The following is an 18,844-nucleotide window of genomic DNA, read 5'->3' as shown; positions in this document are numbered from 1 at the left end:
CATGTCCGATTTGAACGACTACCTGGTCCGCTCCGCGGCGGCGATCTCGGCGATGGTCGAGCGCGACCTGACCGGTGAGATGGAGCGCGCCGTGAGCACGGTCGTGACCGCGCTTTCGCAAGGCAAGGCGCTGCTGATCTGCGGCAATGGCGGCTCGGCCAGCGATGCCATCCACATCGCCGGCGAGTTGGTCGGCCGCTTCCTGAAGGAGCGCAAGGCCTACAATGTCATCGCGCTGCCGGCCAACGCCGCGGTGCTGACCGCCTGGGGCAACGATTACGGCTTCGACACCGTCTTCTCGCGCCAGGTCGAGGCGCATGGATCGGAAGGCGCGGTGCTGCTTGCCATCTCGACCAGCGGCAATTCGCCAAGCATCCTTGCCGCCGCCGAGCAGGCGCGCATGATGGGCATGACGGTGATCAGCCTTACCGGCGATACCGGCGGCAAGCTCGCGCCGCTGACCGACATCCTGCTCAACGTGCCGTCGACCTCGACGCCGATCATCCAGCAGGGGCATCTCTGCCTCTACCACCATCTGTGCGAGGCGGTCGAAGCGCGTCTCAGCAATGGCTGACGGTGGCGCGGTCGATTCGCTTGTCGAGCCCGGCCTGTGGATCGAGCGGATCGGGACCAGGACCTTCCCAAAAGGCCTGCCGGCGCTCTTCCTCGACCGCGACGGCACGATCAACGTCGATACCAGTTATCCGAGCGATCCTGCGGATATCGTGCTGCGGCCGGAAATGCTGCCCGTCATCAGAGCCGCCAATGTGGTTGGGCTTCCCGCCATCATCGTCTCGAACCAATCGGGCATAGCGCGCGGTTATTTCGGCTGGGCGGATTTCGCGGCGGTCAACGGCAGGCTCCTCCAGCTTCTCGAAGCGGAGGATTGCCGGATCGATCTTGTGCTTGCCTGTGGGTATCATTCGAGCGGCACGGGCGTTCTGGCAGTGGGCGACCATCCGATGCGTAAACCCAATCCCGGCATGCTGCTGCGTGCGCGCGATCTGTTGGACCTGGATATGGGTCGGTCGATCATTATCGGCGACAAGGCAGACGATATGGAAGCCGGCCGCCGCGCCGGGCTCCGTGATGGTTGGCATGTCGGAAGCAGATCCAACCGAAAATCCGGCGACGCCGCCTTCGTCACGCACAAGCTCATAACTGGCAACGACCACCGGAGGCTTTGCGACCTTATCGCAGGGCTTGGCAAAGCCTAGGGCTTCATCTCGAAGGCCACCAGCCCCTCATCCTTGACGCGGCGGATGGTCAAGGCGGTGCGCACCGTGTCGACATTCGGAGCTGAAGCTAGTTCCTCGATGACGAAGGTCTGGAAGGTGCCGAGGTCGCTTGCCACGCAATGCAGCAGGAAGTCGGATTCGCCGGAGACCATCCAGGCGTCGCGCACGATCGGCCAGCCGCGCGTGCGTTCGGCGAAGGTCTTCAGCTCGGCATCGGCCTGGTGGTGTAGGCCTATCAGGCAGAAGGCGACGACATCCATGCCGAGCGCCGGCGCGTTGAGGAGCGCTCGGTAGCCGCGGATGATGCCAGCCTCTTCCAGCCGCCTGACGCGGCGCAGGCAAGGCGGCGCCGAGATGCCGACCCGGCTCGACAACTCGACATTGGTCATGCGCCCATCGCTCTGCAGCTCGCGCAGGATCTTCCAGTCGATGGCATCGAGGTCGGCTTTGAGCGGCATGGCTGTCTCGGCTCTTGCGCAAGAATCTTTCGCGAATTTGTAATTAAACGACTTTTGTGTCCGCGCCAGCCCCTCATCGACCCGATTTTTAGAGGTAACAAAAGCTGCGACTTTGCGAATATCCGGCTGACGGCAGCTTTCCGGGGACGACGGTCCGTTCGTCTTGCTGCCATGGTTGGCAACCCTTACATTAACCTCGACAAAACCACGGCCGCGCGCCGCAGGGGACTTTCATGAACACCAAACATGCGCCCGTTCTCATCATCGGTTCCGGCCCGGCCGGCTACACGGCGGCGATCTATGCCGCCCGCGCCATGCTGAAGCCGATGCTGGTCGCCGGCCTGCAGCAGGGCGGCCAATTGATGATCACCACGGATGTCGAGAATTATCCGGGCTTCGCCGATCCGATCCAGGGCCCCTGGCTGATGAGCCAGATGCTGGCGCAGGCCGAGCATGTCGGCACCGATATCATCAACGACATCATCACCGAGGTCGACCTCAATGTGCGGCCGTTCCGGGCCACCGGCGATTCCGGCACCGTCTACACGGCGGACGCGTTGATCATCGCCACCGGCGCGCAGGCCAAGTGGCTGGGCATCCCATCTGAGCAGACCTTCATGGGCTTTGGCGTTTCGGCCTGCGCCACCTGCGACGGCTTCTTCTACCGCGGCAAGGACGTCGCGGTGGTGGGCGGCGGCAATTCCGCGGTCGAGGAAGCGCTCTATCTGTCGAACCTCGCCAAAAGCGTCACCGTCATCCATCGGCGCAGCGATTTCCGTGCCGAGCGCATCCTGCGCGAGCGGCTGCTTGCGAAGGACAATGTCCGCGTCATCTGGGACACGGTGGTGGACGAGATCACCGGACGTCCAGGCAAGGCGCCGCTGCCGCCTTCCGTCGAAGGACTCACGCTGCGCAATGTCGTGACCGGCCAGGAATCGAAGCTGCCGGTCGACGGCGTGTTCGTCGCGATCGGCCATGCGCCGGCGGTCGAGCTGTTCGTCGGCAAGCTCAAGCAGAAGCCGAACGGCTACCTGTGGACGGCGCCCGATTCGACCCGCACCGACGTGCCCGGCGTGTTCGCCGCCGGCGATGTCACCGACGATGTCTACCGCCAGGCGGTGACGGCCGCGGGGCTTGGTTGCATGGCGGCGCTCGAGGCGGAAAAATATCTGGCCGGCATCGAGGTTCACCGCGAAGCGGCGGAGTGACAAATCGGCTGAAAAAAGCCGTTTAAAAGCCTGATTTTTCATTCAGACGCCAAATGCAACGCGAGGGGAATCATGGCGCTGGACTGGGACAAGCTACGCGTATTTCACGCAGCGGCGGAGGCTGGGTCGTTCACCCATGCCGCCGAGACGCTGCATCTGTCGCAATCGGCCATTTCGCGGCAAGTCAGCGCGCTGGAGCATGATGTCGGCGTAGCACTCTTCCACCGTCATGCGCGTGGCCTGGTGCTGACCGAGCAGGGCGAGATGCTGTTCCGCACGGCGCATGACGTGCTAATGAAGCTGGAAACCATCAAGACGCGGCTGACCGAGACCAAGGACCGGCCGTCGGGCGTGCTCCGCGTGACGACCACGGTGGGCCTGGGCGCCGGCTGGCTGACCGAGCGCGTGCAGGAATTCATCGAGCTCTATCCCGAGATCAGCCTGCAGCTGATCCTGGCCAATGAGGAGCTAGACCTCACCATGCGCCAGGCCGATTGCGCGATCCGGCTGCGGCAGCCGCAGCAGCCCGACCTTATCCAGCGGCGGCTGTTCACGGTGCATTTCCACCTCTACGCGGCGCCGTCCTACATCGCCAAGTTCGGCAGGCCGGCCTCGATCGCTGAGCTCAGGAACCATCGCATCGTCACCTTCGGCGTGCCGGTGCCTTCGCATCTGTCGGAGCTGAACTGGCTGGAGACGGTCGGCGATTTCGAGGGCGCGCAGCGGGTGCCGACGCTGCAGATCAACGACATCCTTTCGATCAAGCGGGCGGTGCAGGGCGGCGCGGGCATCGCCATGCTGCCGGACTATGTGATCAACAAGGACTCGAACCTGGTGCAGTTGCTGCCGGAGACCGAGGTGCCGTCCTTCGACACCTATTTCGCCTATCCCGATGCGATGAAGAACCAGGCGAAGCTGCACGTTTTTCGCGATTTCGTCATCGCGAAGGCGCGCAGCTGGTCTTATTGAAATGGCCGGTCGAGACTACTGCCCGCGCCAGGGTGTAAGGCGGGGCAGCCAGCCGGGCACGGCGCGTCGGTAGACTTTATATTCTTCGCCATAGCGTTGGGCGAGCGTCGGCTCTTCATAGATCTTGACGAACGAGATCATCGCCGCCGCGGCGATGAGGCCGTAGACCAGGACCGCCCAGCTCGAAAAGATCAGTGCCTGGCCGAGGATGATCGCCAGCACGGCCACGTACATGGGGTTGCGGACATGGCGGTAGATGCCGCCCACGACCAGCTTCTCGGTCGGCGCCACCGGCGCCGGCGTGCCCAGGCCCTCGAGGGCAAAACGGGCGAAGGCATGAAGCAGGATCGCAGCTGCTACGATCACGAGAATAGAGCCCGCGGCCACGAAGCCCGGCACAGTCGCCAGAGGTTTGCGATAATGATCGGTCAGCAGCCAGGGCATCAGTCCGGCGACAACGCCCGGCGCGACTACAAGGAACAGCGCACTACCGGCGATTGCTGAAAAACTACGCATCCGGGGGCCTCTGCCGCAAAAATAAACTTGGCCTGCCGAAGTCGGCATCATTTCGCTGTTTTACGCAGTTCCGAGCAAAATTAGCTGCATTTTGCATTTCAGCAGTCGCTTTTGATCTGAAAATACGGCGAGATCGCCCTATTTTCCTGGTCCTATGGCTTCCTGGAATAGGTTGGACCACAGCCTGCGTCTTTTTGCATGCGTGTGTTGCAAAATAGATGCTTGTTTCTTGGGCATGATGAGCACATATATAGTCCCATCTCCGGGGCGCGTTCTCCTCCCATTAGCGCTCTTGAGTGTTCCCCTCTGGAGGTTAGCCCTAATCGGCACTTCCAATCAAACTCAGCCGGATCTTTATTGATCCGGCTTTTTTGTTGCCCGCATGCCTCGAGCCGGCAAAAAACACGGTCGAATCCGACACGTAACAGTGACATGTAACATCGGGTAACATGTCGCAGACGCAGTCTATGGTTTAACTAGAAGATAGGACGCGGTTGGTCGGTTCGGGAGATGGGGGCATCACTCGAAATGGCCGGGCTCAGGCAGCTACCGCGTCCGAACCATTTGTCCGGATGCGGCGGACCAGCCGTTGCCTCCCAGGAAAACGGTCCGCAATAGAAACGGCGTCCGGTTGAACCGGACGCCGTTTTCATTTCATCCCAAGGTCAAACCGCGACGCGCTTTAAAGCGCATCGCGCTGAAACGGCATTCAGGCGGCCTTGCCGTTGGCGTTCATCGCCTCGTCAGCGAGCCGGCCGGTGAGCTCGGCCATGTGGTCGAAGGTTGCCTTGTAGCTGGCGACGCCGGCGGTGGCCGAGCGCAGCTCGATGATCAGGTCACCGATTTCGGCCTGCGGCATAGTCGCCTCGACGACGTCCCAGCCCGGCCAGTCGGGCCGCGCGTCATAGCCGAGAATTTGGCCGCGCCGCTGCGGGATCAGGGCGATGATCTTCGACGTCGCGTCGGAAGGCGTGACGATCTCGACCTTCATCACCGGCTCCAGCAGGACCGGCGAGCAGGCGGCCATGCCTTCCTTCATCGCGAGCTTGGCCGCCATCTGGAAGGCCATGTCCGAAGAGTCGACCGCATGGTAGGAGCCGTCCGACAGGTTGACGGCGACGTCGACGACCGGGAAGCCGAGCGGGCCGGTCTTCAGATAGTCGCGAATGCCGGTCTCGACCGACTGGATGTAAGTCTTCGGCACCACGCCGCCGGTGATGGTGTCGGAGAACTGGAAGCCGGAGCCGCGCGGCAGCGGCTTGATCTCGATCACCACGTCGCCGAACTGGCCGTGGCCGCCGGACTGCTTCTTGTGGCGGCCGCGCTGCTGCGCCGATTTGCGGATCGTCTCGCGGTAGGGCACCGCCGGGGCATGGCCCTCGATCGGAATCTGGTTCTTGCCCTCAAGGCGCTCGCGCACCACGCGCAGATGCATCTCGCCGTGGCCCGACAGCACGGTCTCGGCCGAATCCTGATTGTGACGCAGGCTGAGCGAAGGGTCCTCCTCGGCCAGCCGCTGGATCGCCGCCGACATCTTGACTTCGTCCTTGCGCTCCTTGGGGCGAAGCGCGAAGGCGAAGACGGGCTGTGGCGGCTCGAGCGTGACCAGTGGCCGGATACCGCCCTTGGCCGAACTCAGCGTCTGGCCGGTCTTGACGTTGTCGAGCTTGCCGAGCGCGACGGTGTCGCCCGCCTTGGCGGATGTCTGCTTGATCTGGTCCTTGCCGAGCATCCTGTAGATGCCGGAGACCTTCGTCGTGTCGCCGTTGGAAAGGAAAAGCTCGGCCGCGTCGGCCAACTGGCCTGAAAGCACGCGCGACACCGAAAGCTTGCCGCCATGCGCGGTGTGGATGGTCTTCATCACCTGCACCACCGTCTGGCTTTCCGGCGCGCCGAGGCGCTTCCTCGTCGCCTCGATGTCCGGCGCGTCGTGGCGAATGGCCTTCAACAGGCGCAGCACGCCATTGCCTTTCTCGGCCGTGCCGATCAGCACCGGCGTTACCGCGCCGGCGCGCAGATCGGCCGAGAGGTCGTCGAAGATCGCGTCCTTCGGCGGCTCGATCTCCTCCAGCAATTGCTCCATCAGGTGATCGTCGTGATCGGCTAATGTCTCCAGCATGGAGAAACGCGCTTCCAATTCGCGCGCCTTGTCGTCATTCGGGATCTCGGCGACCTGGCTTTCGGCGTATTCGCGATAGATGTAGGCGCGTTCCAGCGCCAGATCGATCGAGCCGATGACGATGCCGTCCTTGCGCACCGGAATCTGGCGTAAGAGCAGCGGAACCGAACTTGCCGGCTGCAGCATCTTCAGCGTCTCGCGCACGCCCGCAATCGCCTTGTCGACCTTGTTCAGGAACAGGATGCGCGGAATGGCGAGATCGTCGAGCTTGCGCATGATCAGCTGCAGTGCCGGGATCTTCTTCTCGTCGGCCTCGGCGACGACGACCGCAAGGTCGCAAGCGGCAAGCACGGGTTCGGCCTCGAAGGCGAATTCGATGGAGCCGGGGCAATCGACGAAGGTGATCTGCTCGCCCATGAAATCGGTGGTGGCGAAGGTGGCCTCGACGCTCATGGCGTGGGCGCGGGCTTCGGGCGAATGATCGGAGACGGTGTTGCCCGATGAAACGGGTGACTGGCGGGGAATGGCGCCCGTGCGGGCGAGGATTGCTTCGAGAAGTGTCGTCTTACCGCTTGCAAAGGGACCGACTATGGCGATGCATTTCGGTCCCGTGCGTCGTCCTCCGGCGCGAGTACCCATGGCTGACCTCCACTCAGGCGTTTCCCAAGAGAGCGATCAGCAAAAGTGGAAACCGGTTTTTGCGTCCGATCGCACCCTGTGCAGAGCGGCGGCCGGCCTGTTCGGCCGTCGCGGGCGGGGTTTATCCACCCCTTCCCAAGGCCATCGTCACACGGGTTCGCCGGGAGGGCAAGAAAAATAGGATTTTCGCCGGCTTGGGTTTGTCAGGCCGTGAGGGCGAGCGGCTCGCGGCCGGCGACACACAAGGCGCTTGCCTTGTCGCGTGGCGCCGGCTTGCCGAAGAAATAGCCCTGGAAGCGGCTGCAGCCGGCTGTTCGGGCGAGGGTGAATTCCTGCTCGGTCTCGACGCCTTCCGCAACGATTGCGATTTCCTGGATGCGGGCGATCTGGGCAAGCGCCGAGACGAAGATCTGCGCCACCTGGTCATGGGCGAGGCTGCGGATATAGGAGCGGTCGATCTTGACGCTGTCGATGGGCAGCGACTTCAGATAGTTGAAGCCGCAATGTCCAGTGCCGAAGTCGTCGAGCGCGATGTGGAAGCCGAGGCCGCGCAGCGCCTCCAGGCGCCTCAGCACCTCGGGCGTCGCGGCCGTCGCCACCGTCTCGGTGATTTCGATGATGAATTGCGAGGCGGACCGGCCGGTCTCGCCCAGGATCCTGTCGCACATCGTCACGATCTCGTCGCGCTTCAGCTGCTCGCCGGAGACGTTGATCGAGATGCGCCGTCCGGGAAAATGCCCGATATCGGCGCAGGCGCGTTTGAAGACCCATTCGCCGATCATGTCGATCAGCGTCGAGCGCTCGGCGATCGGGATGAATTCCGCCGGCGAGATCAAGCCGCGCACGGGATGGCGCCAGCGGATCAATCCCTCCAGCGCGTCGACCGAGCCGTCGGGATCGACGATCGGCTGATAGTGCAGTTCCAGCTCGCCGAGATAGATCGCGGCGCGCAGCTCGCGTTCCACCAGCCGGCGATAGCGTTTGTCCGACAGCATCTCCTCGTCGAAGACGGTGACGCGGCCGCGGCCGCCTGCCTTGCTTTCGTAGAGCGCAAGGTCGGCCAGCAGCATCAACTCAGCGCCGTTCGAGGCATGCAGCGGCGCAAGCGCGACACCCACCGAGATCGACAGCGGAATGATCTTGCCTTCATGTCTTTTGCCGGCGCGCATCGCATCGAGCAGCCGGCGCACGTCCTTGTTGATGACGGCGACGTCGCCATGCGGAACCATGACGCCGAACTCGTCGCCGCCGAGGCGACCGATGACGCCGTCCTCGAAGATGCGCTGCGCTTCCGCGACCAGATGGGCCAGCGCCAGGTCGCCGAACTGATGGCCGAACGTGTCGTTGAGCTGCTTGAAATGATCGAGGTCGATCAGAAGCAGGCTTGCCTGGCGACGGTTGCGCAAACCGCCCAGCCGGTCGCGCAAGGCTTCGATGAAATAGCGCCGGGTCATGGCGCCGGTCATGGCATCGACGGTGAGAAAGCGGTGCTTCTCGGCTTCGGCATCCTCAGCCGATTGCAGGCGCTGGACGACGCTCGAGCGCATATACATCAAGACCAGAAGCGCCATCAGGGTCGATGCCGCCGACATCATAAGCGCGCCGTCGCGGGAAGCGTTCTCCGTCAGCGCGAAGGCCGCGAGCCCGGTGGCGGCGATGCTCATCACGAGCAGAGCCTGGATGCCGCGATAGATACGGCCGCTATGATCCTTGATTGTCGCCAAGATACTCATGTCCGCGCCCCCACAGCACGCGCCATGGCTAGAACCTCAGCCGTTAACAAACGCTGAGCGCGGCGACCGTCTTGACCTGTTCTCTGGCGGCTGGATCGAGGCGGCAATTTTATGGTTAAAAAGCAATGATTTATGACAATATTCAGACATTCTAAAATAGAAACTGCTGGTGCCTGAGCACGCAACCGGAGCTGCGGTGCCGGCAACATCCTAAAGCCGTTGCAATGGCCTCTCCTCAGGAGGAGACTGCTCCACGAGAGGCCGAGCGCGGCCCCTTGTTCGACCAACGAGTTCGAGGATCTGAACGATGAAGATCATTGCGTGCGGCAGCGTGCCGACGATCATCGCGCCGGAGGCCTATTTCACAGGGCGGGTGCTGCAGACGCCGATCATCCAGAAAGAGGCGCCGGCGCGGCTGAGGGCGACGCTGGTCAGTTTCGAGCCCGGCGCGCGCACTTACTGGCACACGCATCCGCTTGGGCAGACGCTCTATGTCACGGCCGGCGCCGGACTTGCCCAGACTTGGGGCGAGCCGATCCAGACGATCAGGGCAGGTGACGTCGTCTCCTTCGCGCCGGGCGAAAAGCACTGGCATGGCGCCGGACAGAAAACCGCCATGACCCATATCGCCATGCAGGAGGCGCTGGACGGAGTCCACGCCGACTGGCTGGAAGCGGTGACGCCGGAGCAATATGGCGGCTGAGACAAGCCTCTGACAAAAAACCCGGCCGCGGCCGGGTTTTCTCGCATGGCGACTTTAAGCCGTTCAGGTCAACGACGCGGTGAAGCGCTGGATGCGCGTACAGGCTTCCTCCAGCAAGGTTTCCGACGTGGCGTAGGAGATGCGGAAATTCGGACCGAGGCCGAAGGCCGAGCCGAACACCACCGCCACACCTTCGGCGTCGAGCAGTTCCGAGCAGAAGGCTTCGTCGGTGTCGATCACCTTGCCGGCCTTGGTCTTCTTGCCGATCAACTCAGCGCAAGACGGATAGACGTAGAAGGCGCCTTCGGGCGAGGGGCAGGAGATGCCGCGCGCCTGGTTGAGCATCGAGACGACGAGGTCGCGTCGGCCCTGGAAGATCGCCTTGTTCTTCGCGATGAAATCCTGCGGGCCGTTGAGCGCCTCGACGGAAGCCCATTGCGCGATGGTGCAGGCGCCCGAGGTCTGCTGGCCCTGGATCATGTCCATCGCCTTGATCAGCGGCACCGGGCCGGCGGCGTAGCCGATGCGCCAGCCGGTCATGGCATAGGCTTTCGACACGCCGTTCATCGTCAGCGTCCGCTCGTAAAGGTTCGGCTCGACCTCGGCGATGGTCTTGAAAACGAAATCGCCATAGGTCAGATGCTCATACATGTCGTCGGTCAGCGTCCAGACATGCGGATGCTTGAGCAGCACGTCGGCCAGCGCCCTGAGCTCGGCCTCCGTGTAGGCGGCGCCCGACGGGTTCGACGGCGAGTTCATCAGCAGCCATTTGGTCTTCGGCGTGATCGCCTTTTCCAGCACCTCGGCCGTGAGCTTGAAGCCGTTGTCGATCGAGGTGTCGGCGAAGACCGACGTGCCGCCGCAGATCGCCACCATTTCGGGGTAGCTCACCCAGTAGGGACGCGGGATGATGACCTCGTCACCGGGGTTCAGCGTCGCCATGAAGGCGTTGAACAGGATCTGCTTGCCGCCGGTGCCGACGATGGTCTGCTCCGGCCGGTAATCGAGATTGTTCTCGCGCTTGAATTTCTTCGCGATCGCCTCGCGCAGCGGCACGATGCCCGACACCGGCGGGTACTTGGTCTCGCCGCGGCGGATCGCCTCGATCGCCGCGTTCTTGATGTTGTCGGGCGTATCGAAGTCCGGCTCGCCGGCGCCGAGGCCGATCACGTCACGGCCGGCATTTTTCAGCTCGCGCGCTTTCTGCGTCACCGCGATGGTCGCGGAAGGCTTAACGCGGGAAAGGGCGTCGGCGAGAAAGGCCATGACAAAAAGTCTCCTAGGACAGCGGCCAGGAGCGGCCGCGGCGCCTCTCATGTCGCATCATGGCGCGGAGCGCAAGCATTGTGCGATGAGCCAGAGGTCAAGGAGGCGTGACCAAAGTCAGCCTGCGTGCGCGGCAACGCTAAATTCATCAACGGCCGGTAAACCCTTGGCTGGCAGGATCGCAGATCGGATTGCGCCAATTCGCGGAGCGAGAAACCTTGTCGCGCAGCATCGGGCTTACCCACATCATCCGTCATGATGACGGCACCTCGACCGGTGTCTGGGGCATCTATACGCTGCAAAGCGCGTTCCAGCCGATCTTCGCCTTCAAGGAGGGCAAGCTTTCGGTGGCCGCCTTCGAAGGGCTGATCCGGCCGTTCCGCGACGGCGAGCAGCAGTCGCCGGCGGCGTTCTTCGGCACCTGCCCAGCGACCGACCGGCTGCATATCGAGTCGCTGACGCGCACGCTGCATCTTCTGAACGCCGGTGCCTGCCTGCCGCAGGAGGCGGCCATCTTCATCAATTTCGACCCGTCGGTCTTCACCGATCGCGGCATTGCCGACAAGGCATTGCGCGATATGCGGCTGGTGCTGCACGAAGCCGGTATCGATCCGCGCCGCATCGTCTGCGAGGTTACCGAGCAGAAGTCGGCCTCGCAGGAAGCGCTCTACGATTTTGTCGAGGCGCTGAGGGCCAATGGCTTCCGCATCGCGGTGGACGACTATGGCGCCGATGAATCCGACATCCACCGGATCCAGGAACTGAAGCCCGATATCGTCAAGTTCGATGCCCAGTGGATCACGCATCTGATGGAGTCCGGCGCCGGCTTCGCGTTGCTGACCGCGATGGTGCAGGGCTTCGAAACCCAGGGCATCCACACCGTCTTCGAGGGTCTCGAGGAAGGCTGGCAACTGGAGCTTGCCGAGAAAGCCGGCGCTTCCATGGTGCAAGGCTATGTGCTTGCCCGGCCCGAACTTGCGCCCACCAGCTTTCGCGTCTTCGTGCAGTCTTCGGCTGACGAGAGCACGGTGTCGGCTGCCGCAAGCCCTGCGGCTCCGGCAAAGCGGTCGCGGTCGGCAAGGGTATTCGGGCGCAAGGTCGCGCCATGAACGAAAGGCAGGAGAGGCGGCGCAATGTCGCCAAGGCGATCTTCGCTGACGAGATCGGCCTTCAGTTCGGCATTTACGGCGAATTCCGGCTGTGGAGCGCCTATCAGCCAATCTTCGCGCCGGAGGATGGGATGCTCAGGGCGGTCGCCGTCGAGGGGCTGATCGAGCCGCGCCGCATCGCCGAGCCGGTGGCCCCGTCGATCTTCTTCGGCGGCGTTCCCGCATCCGACCGGCTGTTCGTCGAAACGATGTGCCGGATGCTGCATCTCGGCAATTACCGCAACATCGGCCTCGAGGGGCTCACGCTGTTCTTCAACTACAATCCGATGATCAACGATCATCTCGGGCGGGCGCTGGCCGAAATCCGGCTGATGACCAGGCATCTCGGCGATTTCGAGCTGGAGCCGGGCCTGCTGGTCTGCGAGATCACCGGACAGGCGGCGGACGATCACGTTCTTGCCAGCCTGGTTCGTGAAATGCGGCGCGACGGCATCCGTATCGCCATCGACGATTTCGGCACCGGACATTCCACCGAGGCGCGTATCAATCTGCTCGCGCCCGACATCGTCAAGATCGACGGCGCCTGGTTCGGCGCGCTCTGCCGCCACGCCGCCGCCGAGCGCTTCTTCCGGCCCTTGGTGGGCATGTTGCAGGAGCGGGGCGCAAAAGTGCTGGTCGAGGGCATCGAGAATGCCCAGCACCTGCGCGTCGCGCTCGAGGGCGGCGCCGACCTGCTGCAGGGTTTCCATCTCGCCCGCCCGGCGCTCGCAGGCACGATCTTCAAGGAAGAGCCGCTTTCCGTCGATGCCCTGCTCGACGCCGGCAACAAGGTTGTGCCCCTGCATCAGCAACGCTGATGCCAAGAAAACCCACCAGCAACGCTGATGCCAAAGAAAACCTATCAGCGTCGCTGATGGTTCTTCGCAAAAACAAATCACTGGATGCGACCTGGCCGCGCGCGTTAGAGCGTTCCCAGGAGACTCGGAGAGGGCAAGAGGCATGATCCTTTACGACATGGCCGACAGCGGCAATTGCTACAAGCCGCGGCTGTTGATGGCGAAGCTCGGCATCCCCTTCACCCGGGTCGAGGTGAGCTCCCATACCGGCGAGACGCGCAAGCCCGACTACGTCGCCAAGAATCCGAACGCGATGGTGCCGATGCTCGAACTCGACGACGGCAGGCGCATCGCCGAGAGCAACGCCATCCTGCTTTATCTCGCCGAGGGAACGCGCTTCCTGCCGGCGGACAAATACGAACGCGCGCTGGCTTACCAATGGCTGTTCTTCGAACAATACAGCCATGAGCCCTATATCGCGGTGCGCAAGGCGCTTTTGACCTTTCCGGAACGGGCGAAGGACGCCACGCCGGAGCGGCTGGCGCTAACGCTGGAGCGCGGCAACAAGGCGCTGGGCGTCATGAACCAGCATCTTGAGCAGAACGCATTCTTCGCCGGCAATGCCTATAGCGTCGCCGATATCGCGCTCTACGCCTATACCCACACCGCCGAGAAGGGCGGGTTCCAGATCGAGGCCTATCCGGCCGTCGCCGCCTGGCTGAAACGGGTCGAGGCGGACAAGGGGCATGTGCCGATCGAGTGGCTGCCCCACTGAAGCCGGCGATTGGCGAAAGCGTGAGTGACAGCGTCCTTCTCCCCGTTCACGGGGAGAAGATGGCGGCAGCCAGATGAGGGGCGGCGCCATCTTTTCTAAGCTGGTCAAAATGGGCAGTTCTGAAATGTCGGCGCTGCCCCTCATCGCCCTGCCGGGCACTTCTCCCCGTGAACGGGGAGAAGAAAGCTGCTCCAAAATCCAGACAACAAAAAAGGCGGGCATTGCCCGCCTTCCTGTGCCGGTAGCCTGATCGGGAACGTCCGGTCCGGGCTGGCAGCTATCTGCTGTTCCAGCTTGTCGGTCTTTCCGCTCCGGCGCGCTTATCGCGCGACCGTCAGTACATCCGTGACTTGCCGCGCGCCCCGAACCTTCGTCCGGCGCGCGCCTTACTTACTCGCATTTCGCGGCGCTCGGCGGTTAAGCCTCGCGGCAAAATGCTTAAGCCAAATCAGGCTGCCTTGCTCAGAGACCCAGCTGCGGACTTGCCGGTGCGGCGGTCCTGCTCGATCTCGAAGTTGATTTTCTGGCCTTCAGCCAGGCTCGTCATGCCAGCGCGCTCGACAGCGGAGATGTGGACGAAAACGTCCGCGCCGCCATTGTCAGGCTGGATGAAGCCGTAGCCCTTGGTGGCGTTGAACCACTTGACCGTACCAGTTGCCATATAGAAAGTCCTTCACATTTGCTTTTGTTTGACCGGACCAACGTCCGGCCGGCGGTATCGAAACTTTGGAGATAGACGTCAGCAAACGCGAAGATCGCGGCCCGATCGATCGGCCAAATTCAATGCACCGGATATAGGATAGTTTTTGCAAGAAAACAAGACGTTCGCTTGCGCGCTGCCGGCGTGCAGCCTCAGGCGTTTGGAAGCGGCGCACGGAAGTTTTGACACCGGTCACACGTTGTGGAGAGATGAAATGCTCGCCGTTCCTGGAGGAGAACCATGAAAACCATTCTGCTTGCGGCCTGCCTGCTGCTGCTGGCCGCCGAGGCGCAGGCGGTGTCGCGCTATGATCCAACACGCATGAGCTGCGATCGGGTGCAGGCGACGATCGCCAGACAGGGCGCCGTCATTCTGCGCTATCAGTCGACGCGGGTGCCGGGTCTGCCGCTCTATGATCGCTATGTGCGCGACGAGCGCTTCTGCAACGCGGGCGAGGTGAGGTCGCGCGCCTATGTGCCGAGCGCCGACACCAGGTCCTGCATGGTCTATGTCTGCAAGCGACCGGACTTCGATCGGCGTTTCCGTCGCCGGTTCCTGCACAACGACTGACAGCGGGTGAAGGGCCGGGTAGCGCCCCTCAGAACCCGAACGAGGCCTGCGCGGCGGGCGGCGGGCCGACGCGAACGCCTTCCATGGCCAGCATCCTTTCCTTGGTGGCCGAGCCGCCCGGCGCGGAGAAGCCGCCGATCTTGCCGCCGGCCGCCAGGATGCGGTGGCAGGGGATGACCAGCGGCACCGGGTTGGCGCCGAGTGCAGCACCCGTCTCGCGGGCGAGCCCGGCATGGCCGGCGCGCCTGGCCAACTCGCCATAGGTGGTGGTCTCGCCGAAGCCGAGCTTGCGCGCGGCATCGTAGATGGCGAGGCGAAAGTCATCGACGCCGTCGAGATCGACCGGCACGTCGGAGAAATCGACGTCCGCGCCGGCCGCATAGGCCTGGATCGAGGCGATCAGCTCGGCCACCCATTGCGGCTGGTCGGTCGATGTCGAAACACCGGCGTGACGAAACAGCCGGCGCTCGACCGCCCCGCGGCTGCGTTCGGGCAGGCAGAGCCGGATCAGGCCCTTCTCGTTCCAGGCGATGCCCATGAAGCCGATCACTGTTTCTAACACTGCGTGGCCGGCCGTGATCTCAGATGTGGGTTTCATGGCGTTTTCCTTCGGCAAACAGCGAAAAACGAGTACATATCCAGAACAATATGGCATTTCCGCCCTGTTCCCGCCACCCGAAAACCGCCTGGTGGCCCCGATTGCCGGGTGTGAATCGCTGGTGTAAGGACTCCTTAATAACAGACAAACCGGACCCTCACGGCTTGCCAGCTAAAATCATATTCGCCGCGATCGGCGTGCTTGTTGCCGCTGCTGGTCTGAGCGGTTGCACCTCGACCTCGCAAATGAAGGCTGCGCCCGCGCTTGCGGAAGCCTCGACGCCCGTCGTGGCCGACGACACGCCGACGGTCGCGCTGCCCGAAACGGTGGCCGTGCTGCCGGAGCCTTCCGGCCTCGCGCAGGTGCAGACCGCCGTGCTTACCGGCGATGCCGTTGCCATGGCTGCCATGCCCGGCGCGCCGGCGACGCCTGGTTCGCTCGCGACGCAAAGCGCGCTTGCGACGCAAAGCGCGCTGGCGACGCAGGGCGCGCTTTTGCCGCCGCCTGTCCAGCCCGGCGCGGCGCTGGCGCAGCCCGCGGCCTTCGCCGGAGCAACGCCGATGGCCGGCCAGTTTCCGCCGCCGCCTGTGCTGACGGCCGGCGGCTCGCCGACCGGCCCAGGATCCATCAAACAGGCGGGATCCATCAAGCAGGCGGCGGTCTATACGACCGCGGGCGTCGCCATGCCGGTCACCGGCCAGTCGGCGAAAATCGCCCCGATGCCCGGTGTCCAGCAGGTTGCTTACGTGGCGCCGGACAACCCCGCTCTGCTGGAGGCGCCTAGCCAGCCCGAACAGCACGCCAGCGGCCCGCGCGGCGAGATCGAGCGGCTGATCGAGAAATATTCGGCGCTCTATGAAGTGCCGGTCGAGCTGGTGCGCCATGTCGTCAACCGCGAGAGCACCTTCAACCCGAAAGCCTACAATCACGGCCATTGGGGACTGATGCAGATCAAGCACGCGACGGCGCGCGGCATGGGCTATGACGGCCCGGCGACCGGCCTGTTCGACGCCGAGACCAATCTCAAATATGCCGTGAAATATCTGCGTGGCGCCTGGCTGGTCTCGGGCGGCAACGCCAAGCGCGCCGACACGCTCTACCAGAGCGGCTATTACTACGACGCCAAGCGCAAGGGTCTGCTCGAGGCGACGGGACTTGGCGTCGACCGCAGGCGGCATCGCCTGCCGCCCGACGCCTGAGCGGACGGTCCGCGCGGCGTCTCGAGACAGCGCCATGCATGAGAACACGACGCCTCGTCCACCGGCGCCCAACGACATCCGCCTGCGCAAAGTCCTCGATGACACGCTCGCCGCGCCGCATTGGCCGGAGGGCTTCGTTATGCGCGCGTTCGAGCACCGGGACGCGCACGCGCTCCACGCGCTGCTGGAAGAAGTGTTCGACGACGGCGCCGACGGGCCGTTCGACGACTGGTGGCCGCGCATTGCCGGCGACGCCGAGTTCGATCCCGCTCTCTGTTTCCTGGTCATCGACGGCAAGGGCCTGCTTGCGGGCGCGGCGCTGTGCTGGACATCCGGTTTCGTCAAGGACCTCGCCGTCCATCCGGAGTCCAGAAGGCAGGGCATCGGCGAGGCGCTGATGCGGCACGTGTTCCTGATTTTTCGCGAGCGCGGGGCGACGCATGTCGATCTCAAGACCAACACGGTGAAGAACACCGCGGCCTTCAGGCTCTACGAGCGGCTCGGCATGATCCCGGTCGACTGGAAAGGTTAATGACGTCCCGGCATTGTGAACTCCTTCACATAGGCTGACGTTAGGGCATGCTAATGCGTCGTCGTGCCGGGCGGCCGATCGGCGGATCGACGCGGGCAAGGCGTCGGAGGGGGCTGTGCCGGCATGCGTCAGCCACTCCCAGACGGGCTCCGGGGCGGGGGTTTCGGAGCCCGTCCGCTTTCGTGAAAGCGGGTGAAGGAAGGCGGACACCGACGCGGTCGAGCCGGCCCAGACGGCTTAATCGACCTGCCGGCCGGGACCGGCGAGCACGGGCGCATGGAACCCTAAGCGGCATGATGCATTCATCGCAGGGGCCTTGATGAGCCGCGACGCCGAGATGGCGCCGCCGGCGGCTGAGGGAGGCCCGCAATCCCGTGAAATTTGTTTGCGCGTTCCTGGCGTTGGCCGCCGGCATCCTGCTGGGCGCTGTCCAGGCGCGAGCCGTGGAGCTGTCGATCGTGTCGGGCGACACCGGCAACGGCATCAAGGTGCTGCGCGAGATCCTCGACCTCTACGAGAAGAAGAGCGGCAACAAGGTCGATATCGTCGTCATCCCGCCTTCGACCACCGACCAGTTCGGCCAATACCGGCTGTGGCTTGCCGCCGGCAGCAGCGATATCGACGTCTACCAGACCGACGTCATCTGGGCGCCGCAGCTGGCCAGCCAACTGGTCGACCTGACGGAGGCGACCAAAGATGTGGCGGGCGAGCATTTCCCGTCGATCATCCAGTCGCAGACGGTCAATGGCAGGCTGGTAGCGCTGCCGATCTTCACCGACGCGCCGGCGCTCTATTACCGCAAGGATCTCCTCGACAAATATGGCGCCAAGGTGCCGACCACCTGGCTGGAATTGCAGGACACCGCGAAGCTCGTCATGGACAGGGAGCGGGCGGCCGGCAACAAGGACATCTGGGGCTATGTCTTCCAGGGCAATGCCTATGAGGGGCTGACCTGCAACGCGCTCGAATGGGTGATGTCGAGTGGCGGCGGCGGGATCATCGAGCCGGACGGCCGCATCTCCATCAACAATCCAAAGTCGGCGGCTGCGCTCGACAGGGTCAAGGGCTGGATCGGCACGATCGCGCCGCCGGGCGCGCTCGCCTATCAGGAAGAAGAGGCGCGCGGCGTCTGGCAGACCGGCAATGCGGTGTTCATGCGCAACTGGCCCTATGCCTATGCGCTCGGCAACAGCGAGAATTCGCCGATCAGGGGCAGGTTCGACGTGGCGCCGCTGCCGGCCGGCGATGGCGGGCATCCGGTCGCGACGCTGGGTGGCTGGAATCTTGCCGTCTCCAAATATTCGAAACATCCGGATGTCGCGATCGACCTGGTCAAGTTCATCGCCTCGCCCGAGATGCAGAAATACCGGACGCTGAAGACGGCCAACCTGCCGACCATCGCGGCGCTCTATGACGACCCCGACATTGCCAGGCAGCAGCCGATCGTGCCGCGCTGGAAAGAGATCTTCCTCGACGCGCAGCCACGTCCGTCGGCAACCGCCAGGATCAAATACAACGAGGCGTCGAGCCAGTTCTGGACCGCGGTGCACAACACGATCTCCGGTAACGGCACCGCCGCCGACAATCTGGCCGATCTCGAGGCGCGGCTGACCAGGTTGAAAGGCAAGGGCTGGTGACCGCGGCAGGGCGATCGCCGCTGGCGCGCCGGCGCGTGC

General features: G+C 63.7%; 20 protein-coding genes. 13 read left to right on the top strand and 7 right to left on the bottom strand.

Translation table 11 applies throughout. The features are described from left to right. Nucleotide 1: 1 nt before the first annotated feature. Entirely contained in the window at nucleotides 2-574 is a 573-nt protein-coding gene (locus EJ068_RS05735) for an SIS domain-containing protein (RefSeq protein ID WP_042646200.1), read from the top strand. Beyond that, complete coding sequence (locus tag EJ068_RS05730; protein WP_127251521.1) at nucleotides 567-1,217, top strand: HAD-IIIA family hydrolase; 651 nt, start codon at nucleotides 567-569, stop codon at nucleotides 1,215-1,217. The genes EJ068_RS05735 and EJ068_RS05730 overlap by 8 nt, the downstream gene beginning before the upstream one ends. On the opposite strand, the gene EJ068_RS05725 is transcribed toward EJ068_RS05730, so the two are convergent. Next, a complete protein-coding gene (locus EJ068_RS05725) occupies nucleotides 1,214-1,696 on the bottom strand; it encodes an Lrp/AsnC family transcriptional regulator (RefSeq protein ID WP_127251520.1) in 483 nt (160 codons plus the stop codon). The genes EJ068_RS05730 and EJ068_RS05725 overlap by 4 nt on opposite strands. Nucleotides 1,697-1,929: 233 nt before the next feature. Here EJ068_RS05725 and trxB point away from each other — a divergent pair, with 233 nt between their 5' ends. Next, the gene (gene trxB, locus EJ068_RS05720; RefSeq protein ID WP_126059818.1) at nucleotides 1,930-2,904 is read left to right on the top strand and encodes a thioredoxin-disulfide reductase; all 975 of its coding nucleotides are present in this window, start codon (nucleotides 1,930-1,932) and stop codon (nucleotides 2,902-2,904) included. 72 nt (nucleotides 2,905-2,976) lie between these two features. After that, nucleotides 2,977-3,873 carry a LysR family transcriptional regulator gene (locus tag EJ068_RS05715; protein ID WP_042646207.1) on the top strand — a complete coding sequence of 299 codons (897 nt, stop codon included), beginning with the start codon at nucleotides 2,977-2,979 and terminating at the stop codon, nucleotides 3,871-3,873. 15 nt (nucleotides 3,874-3,888) lie between these two features. On the opposite strand, the gene EJ068_RS05710 is transcribed toward EJ068_RS05715, so the two are convergent. The 3 genes from EJ068_RS05710 to EJ068_RS05700 form a co-directional block, all read right to left on the bottom strand. Continuing rightward, nucleotides 3,889-4,389, bottom strand: a complete 501-nt coding sequence (locus tag EJ068_RS05710; protein ID WP_127251264.1) for an isoprenylcysteine carboxylmethyltransferase family protein — start codon at nucleotides 4,387-4,389, stop codon at nucleotides 3,889-3,891. 709 nt (nucleotides 4,390-5,098) lie between these two features. Further along, nucleotides 5,099-7,147, bottom strand: coding sequence for an elongation factor G (locus tag EJ068_RS05705; RefSeq protein WP_127251263.1), 2,049 nt, complete (start codon nucleotides 7,145-7,147; stop codon nucleotides 5,099-5,101). A gap of 203 nt (nucleotides 7,148-7,350) precedes the next feature. Beyond that, complete coding sequence (locus EJ068_RS05700; protein WP_129554495.1) at nucleotides 7,351-8,880, bottom strand: EAL domain-containing protein; 1,530 nt, start codon at nucleotides 8,878-8,880, stop codon at nucleotides 7,351-7,353. A gap of 307 nt (nucleotides 8,881-9,187) precedes the next feature. Between EJ068_RS05700 and EJ068_RS05695 the strand changes: the two genes are divergently transcribed. Then, nucleotides 9,188-9,583 (top strand): cupin domain-containing protein, encoded by a 396-nt coding sequence (locus EJ068_RS05695; RefSeq protein ID WP_127251261.1) that lies wholly within the window; start codon nucleotides 9,188-9,190, stop codon nucleotides 9,581-9,583. Between the two features lie 63 nt (nucleotides 9,584-9,646). Here the strand turns inward: EJ068_RS05695 and EJ068_RS05690 are convergent, their stop codons facing one another. After that, a complete protein-coding gene (locus EJ068_RS05690) occupies nucleotides 9,647-10,849 on the bottom strand; it encodes a pyridoxal phosphate-dependent aminotransferase (RefSeq protein ID WP_127251260.1) in 1,203 nt (400 codons plus the stop codon). Between the two features lie 218 nt (nucleotides 10,850-11,067). Between EJ068_RS05690 and EJ068_RS05685 the strand changes: the two genes are divergently transcribed. From EJ068_RS05685 to EJ068_RS32520, 4 genes are all read left to right on the top strand, one after another. After that, on the top strand, nucleotides 11,068-11,958 hold the full coding sequence (locus tag EJ068_RS05685) for an EAL domain-containing protein (protein ID WP_127251259.1): 891 nt from the start codon (nucleotides 11,068-11,070) through the stop codon (nucleotides 11,956-11,958). Next, complete coding sequence (locus EJ068_RS05680) at nucleotides 11,955-12,815, top strand: EAL domain-containing protein (protein ID WP_127251258.1); 861 nt, start codon at nucleotides 11,955-11,957, stop codon at nucleotides 12,813-12,815. Before EJ068_RS05685 ends, EJ068_RS05680 begins: the two co-directional genes overlap by 4 nt. Before the next feature lie 142 nt (nucleotides 12,816-12,957). Continuing rightward, on the top strand, nucleotides 12,958-13,569 hold the full coding sequence (locus EJ068_RS05675) for a glutathione S-transferase family protein (RefSeq protein WP_126081720.1): 612 nt from the start codon (nucleotides 12,958-12,960) through the stop codon (nucleotides 13,567-13,569). 73 nt (nucleotides 13,570-13,642) lie between these two features. Beyond that, nucleotides 13,643-13,819 (top strand): hypothetical protein, encoded by a 177-nt coding sequence (locus tag EJ068_RS32520; protein WP_189342122.1) that lies wholly within the window; start codon nucleotides 13,643-13,645, stop codon nucleotides 13,817-13,819. A gap of 198 nt (nucleotides 13,820-14,017) precedes the next feature. On the opposite strand, the gene EJ068_RS05670 is transcribed toward EJ068_RS32520, so the two are convergent. Next, nucleotides 14,018-14,230 (bottom strand): cold-shock protein, encoded by a 213-nt coding sequence (locus EJ068_RS05670; protein WP_027168154.1) that lies wholly within the window; start codon nucleotides 14,228-14,230, stop codon nucleotides 14,018-14,020. Nucleotides 14,231-14,509: 279 nt separating this feature from the next. Here EJ068_RS05670 and EJ068_RS05665 point away from each other — a divergent pair, with 279 nt between their 5' ends. After that, a complete protein-coding gene (locus EJ068_RS05665) occupies nucleotides 14,510-14,839 on the top strand; it encodes a hypothetical protein (protein ID WP_126081721.1) in 330 nt (109 codons plus the stop codon). 28 nt (nucleotides 14,840-14,867) lie between these two features. Here EJ068_RS05665 and EJ068_RS05660 read toward each other — a convergent pair whose 3' ends face one another. Continuing rightward, complete coding sequence (locus EJ068_RS05660) at nucleotides 14,868-15,437, bottom strand: methylated-DNA--[protein]-cysteine S-methyltransferase (protein WP_128298328.1); 570 nt, start codon at nucleotides 15,435-15,437, stop codon at nucleotides 14,868-14,870. A 164-nt stretch (nucleotides 15,438-15,601) separates the two neighbouring features. Here EJ068_RS05660 and EJ068_RS05655 point away from each other — a divergent pair, with 164 nt between their 5' ends. From EJ068_RS05655 to EJ068_RS05645, 3 genes are all read left to right on the top strand, one after another. Further along, a complete protein-coding gene (locus EJ068_RS05655; RefSeq protein ID WP_127251257.1) occupies nucleotides 15,602-16,636 on the top strand; it encodes a lytic transglycosylase domain-containing protein in 1,035 nt (344 codons plus the stop codon). A gap of 34 nt (nucleotides 16,637-16,670) precedes the next feature. Further along, a complete protein-coding gene (locus tag EJ068_RS05650) occupies nucleotides 16,671-17,168 on the top strand; it encodes an N-acetyltransferase (protein ID WP_127251268.1) in 498 nt (165 codons plus the stop codon). A 374-nt stretch (nucleotides 17,169-17,542) separates the two neighbouring features. Further along, nucleotides 17,543-18,805 (top strand): ABC transporter substrate-binding protein, encoded by a 1,263-nt coding sequence (locus EJ068_RS05645; RefSeq protein WP_127251256.1) that lies wholly within the window; start codon nucleotides 17,543-17,545, stop codon nucleotides 18,803-18,805. The last annotated feature ends 39 nt before the right edge of the window (nucleotides 18,806-18,844 follow it).

It is taken from the genome of Mesorhizobium sp. M2A.F.Ca.ET.043.02.1.1 (assembly GCF_003952405.1).
GTDB lineage: Bacteria > Pseudomonadota > Alphaproteobacteria > Rhizobiales > Rhizobiaceae > Mesorhizobium.
The sequence above is the reverse complement of the archived record's forward strand: the minus strand, read 5'-3'. Positions and strand labels throughout refer to the sequence as shown.

What these genes read in the sequence shown, in the direction of transcription:
- EJ068_RS05660 (WP_128298328.1), bottom strand. Translation starts at nt 15,437, where the DNA reads ATGAAACCCACATCTGAGATCACGGCCGGCCACGCAGTGTTAGAAACA.
- EJ068_RS05710 (WP_127251264.1), bottom strand. Translation starts at nt 4,389, where the DNA reads ATGCGTAGTTTTTCAGCAATCGCCGGTAGTGCGCTGTTCCTTGTAGTC.
- EJ068_RS32520 (WP_189342122.1), top strand. Translation starts at nt 13,643, where the DNA reads ATGAGGGGCGGCGCCATCTTTTCTAAGCTGGTCAAAATGGGCAGTTCT.
- EJ068_RS05735 (WP_042646200.1), top strand. Translation starts at nt 2, where the DNA reads ATGTCCGATTTGAACGACTACCTGGTCCGCTCCGCGGCGGCGATCTCG.
- EJ068_RS05695 (WP_127251261.1), top strand. Translation starts at nt 9,188, where the DNA reads ATGAAGATCATTGCGTGCGGCAGCGTGCCGACGATCATCGCGCCGGAG.
- EJ068_RS05675 (WP_126081720.1), top strand. Translation starts at nt 12,958, where the DNA reads ATGATCCTTTACGACATGGCCGACAGCGGCAATTGCTACAAGCCGCGG.
- EJ068_RS05730 (WP_127251521.1), top strand. Translation starts at nt 567, where the DNA reads ATGGCTGACGGTGGCGCGGTCGATTCGCTTGTCGAGCCCGGCCTGTGG.
- trxB (WP_126059818.1), top strand. Translation starts at nt 1,930, where the DNA reads ATGAACACCAAACATGCGCCCGTTCTCATCATCGGTTCCGGCCCGGCC.
- EJ068_RS05665 (WP_126081721.1), top strand. Translation starts at nt 14,510, where the DNA reads ATGAAAACCATTCTGCTTGCGGCCTGCCTGCTGCTGCTGGCCGCCGAG.
- EJ068_RS05670 (WP_027168154.1), bottom strand. Translation starts at nt 14,230, where the DNA reads ATGGCAACTGGTACGGTCAAGTGGTTCAACGCCACCAAGGGCTACGGC.
- EJ068_RS05650 (WP_127251268.1), top strand. Translation starts at nt 16,671, where the DNA reads ATGCATGAGAACACGACGCCTCGTCCACCGGCGCCCAACGACATCCGC.
- EJ068_RS05725 (WP_127251520.1), bottom strand. Translation starts at nt 1,696, where the DNA reads ATGCCGCTCAAAGCCGACCTCGATGCCATCGACTGGAAGATCCTGCGC.
- EJ068_RS05680 (WP_127251258.1), top strand. Translation starts at nt 11,955, where the DNA reads ATGAACGAAAGGCAGGAGAGGCGGCGCAATGTCGCCAAGGCGATCTTC.
- EJ068_RS05715 (WP_042646207.1), top strand. Translation starts at nt 2,977, where the DNA reads ATGGCGCTGGACTGGGACAAGCTACGCGTATTTCACGCAGCGGCGGAG.
- EJ068_RS05705 (WP_127251263.1), bottom strand. Translation starts at nt 7,147, where the DNA reads ATGGGTACTCGCGCCGGAGGACGACGCACGGGACCGAAATGCATCGCC.
- EJ068_RS05690 (WP_127251260.1), bottom strand. Translation starts at nt 10,849, where the DNA reads ATGGCCTTTCTCGCCGACGCCCTTTCCCGCGTTAAGCCTTCCGCGACC.
- EJ068_RS05700 (WP_129554495.1), bottom strand. Translation starts at nt 8,880, where the DNA reads ATGAGTATCTTGGCGACAATCAAGGATCATAGCGGCCGTATCTATCGC.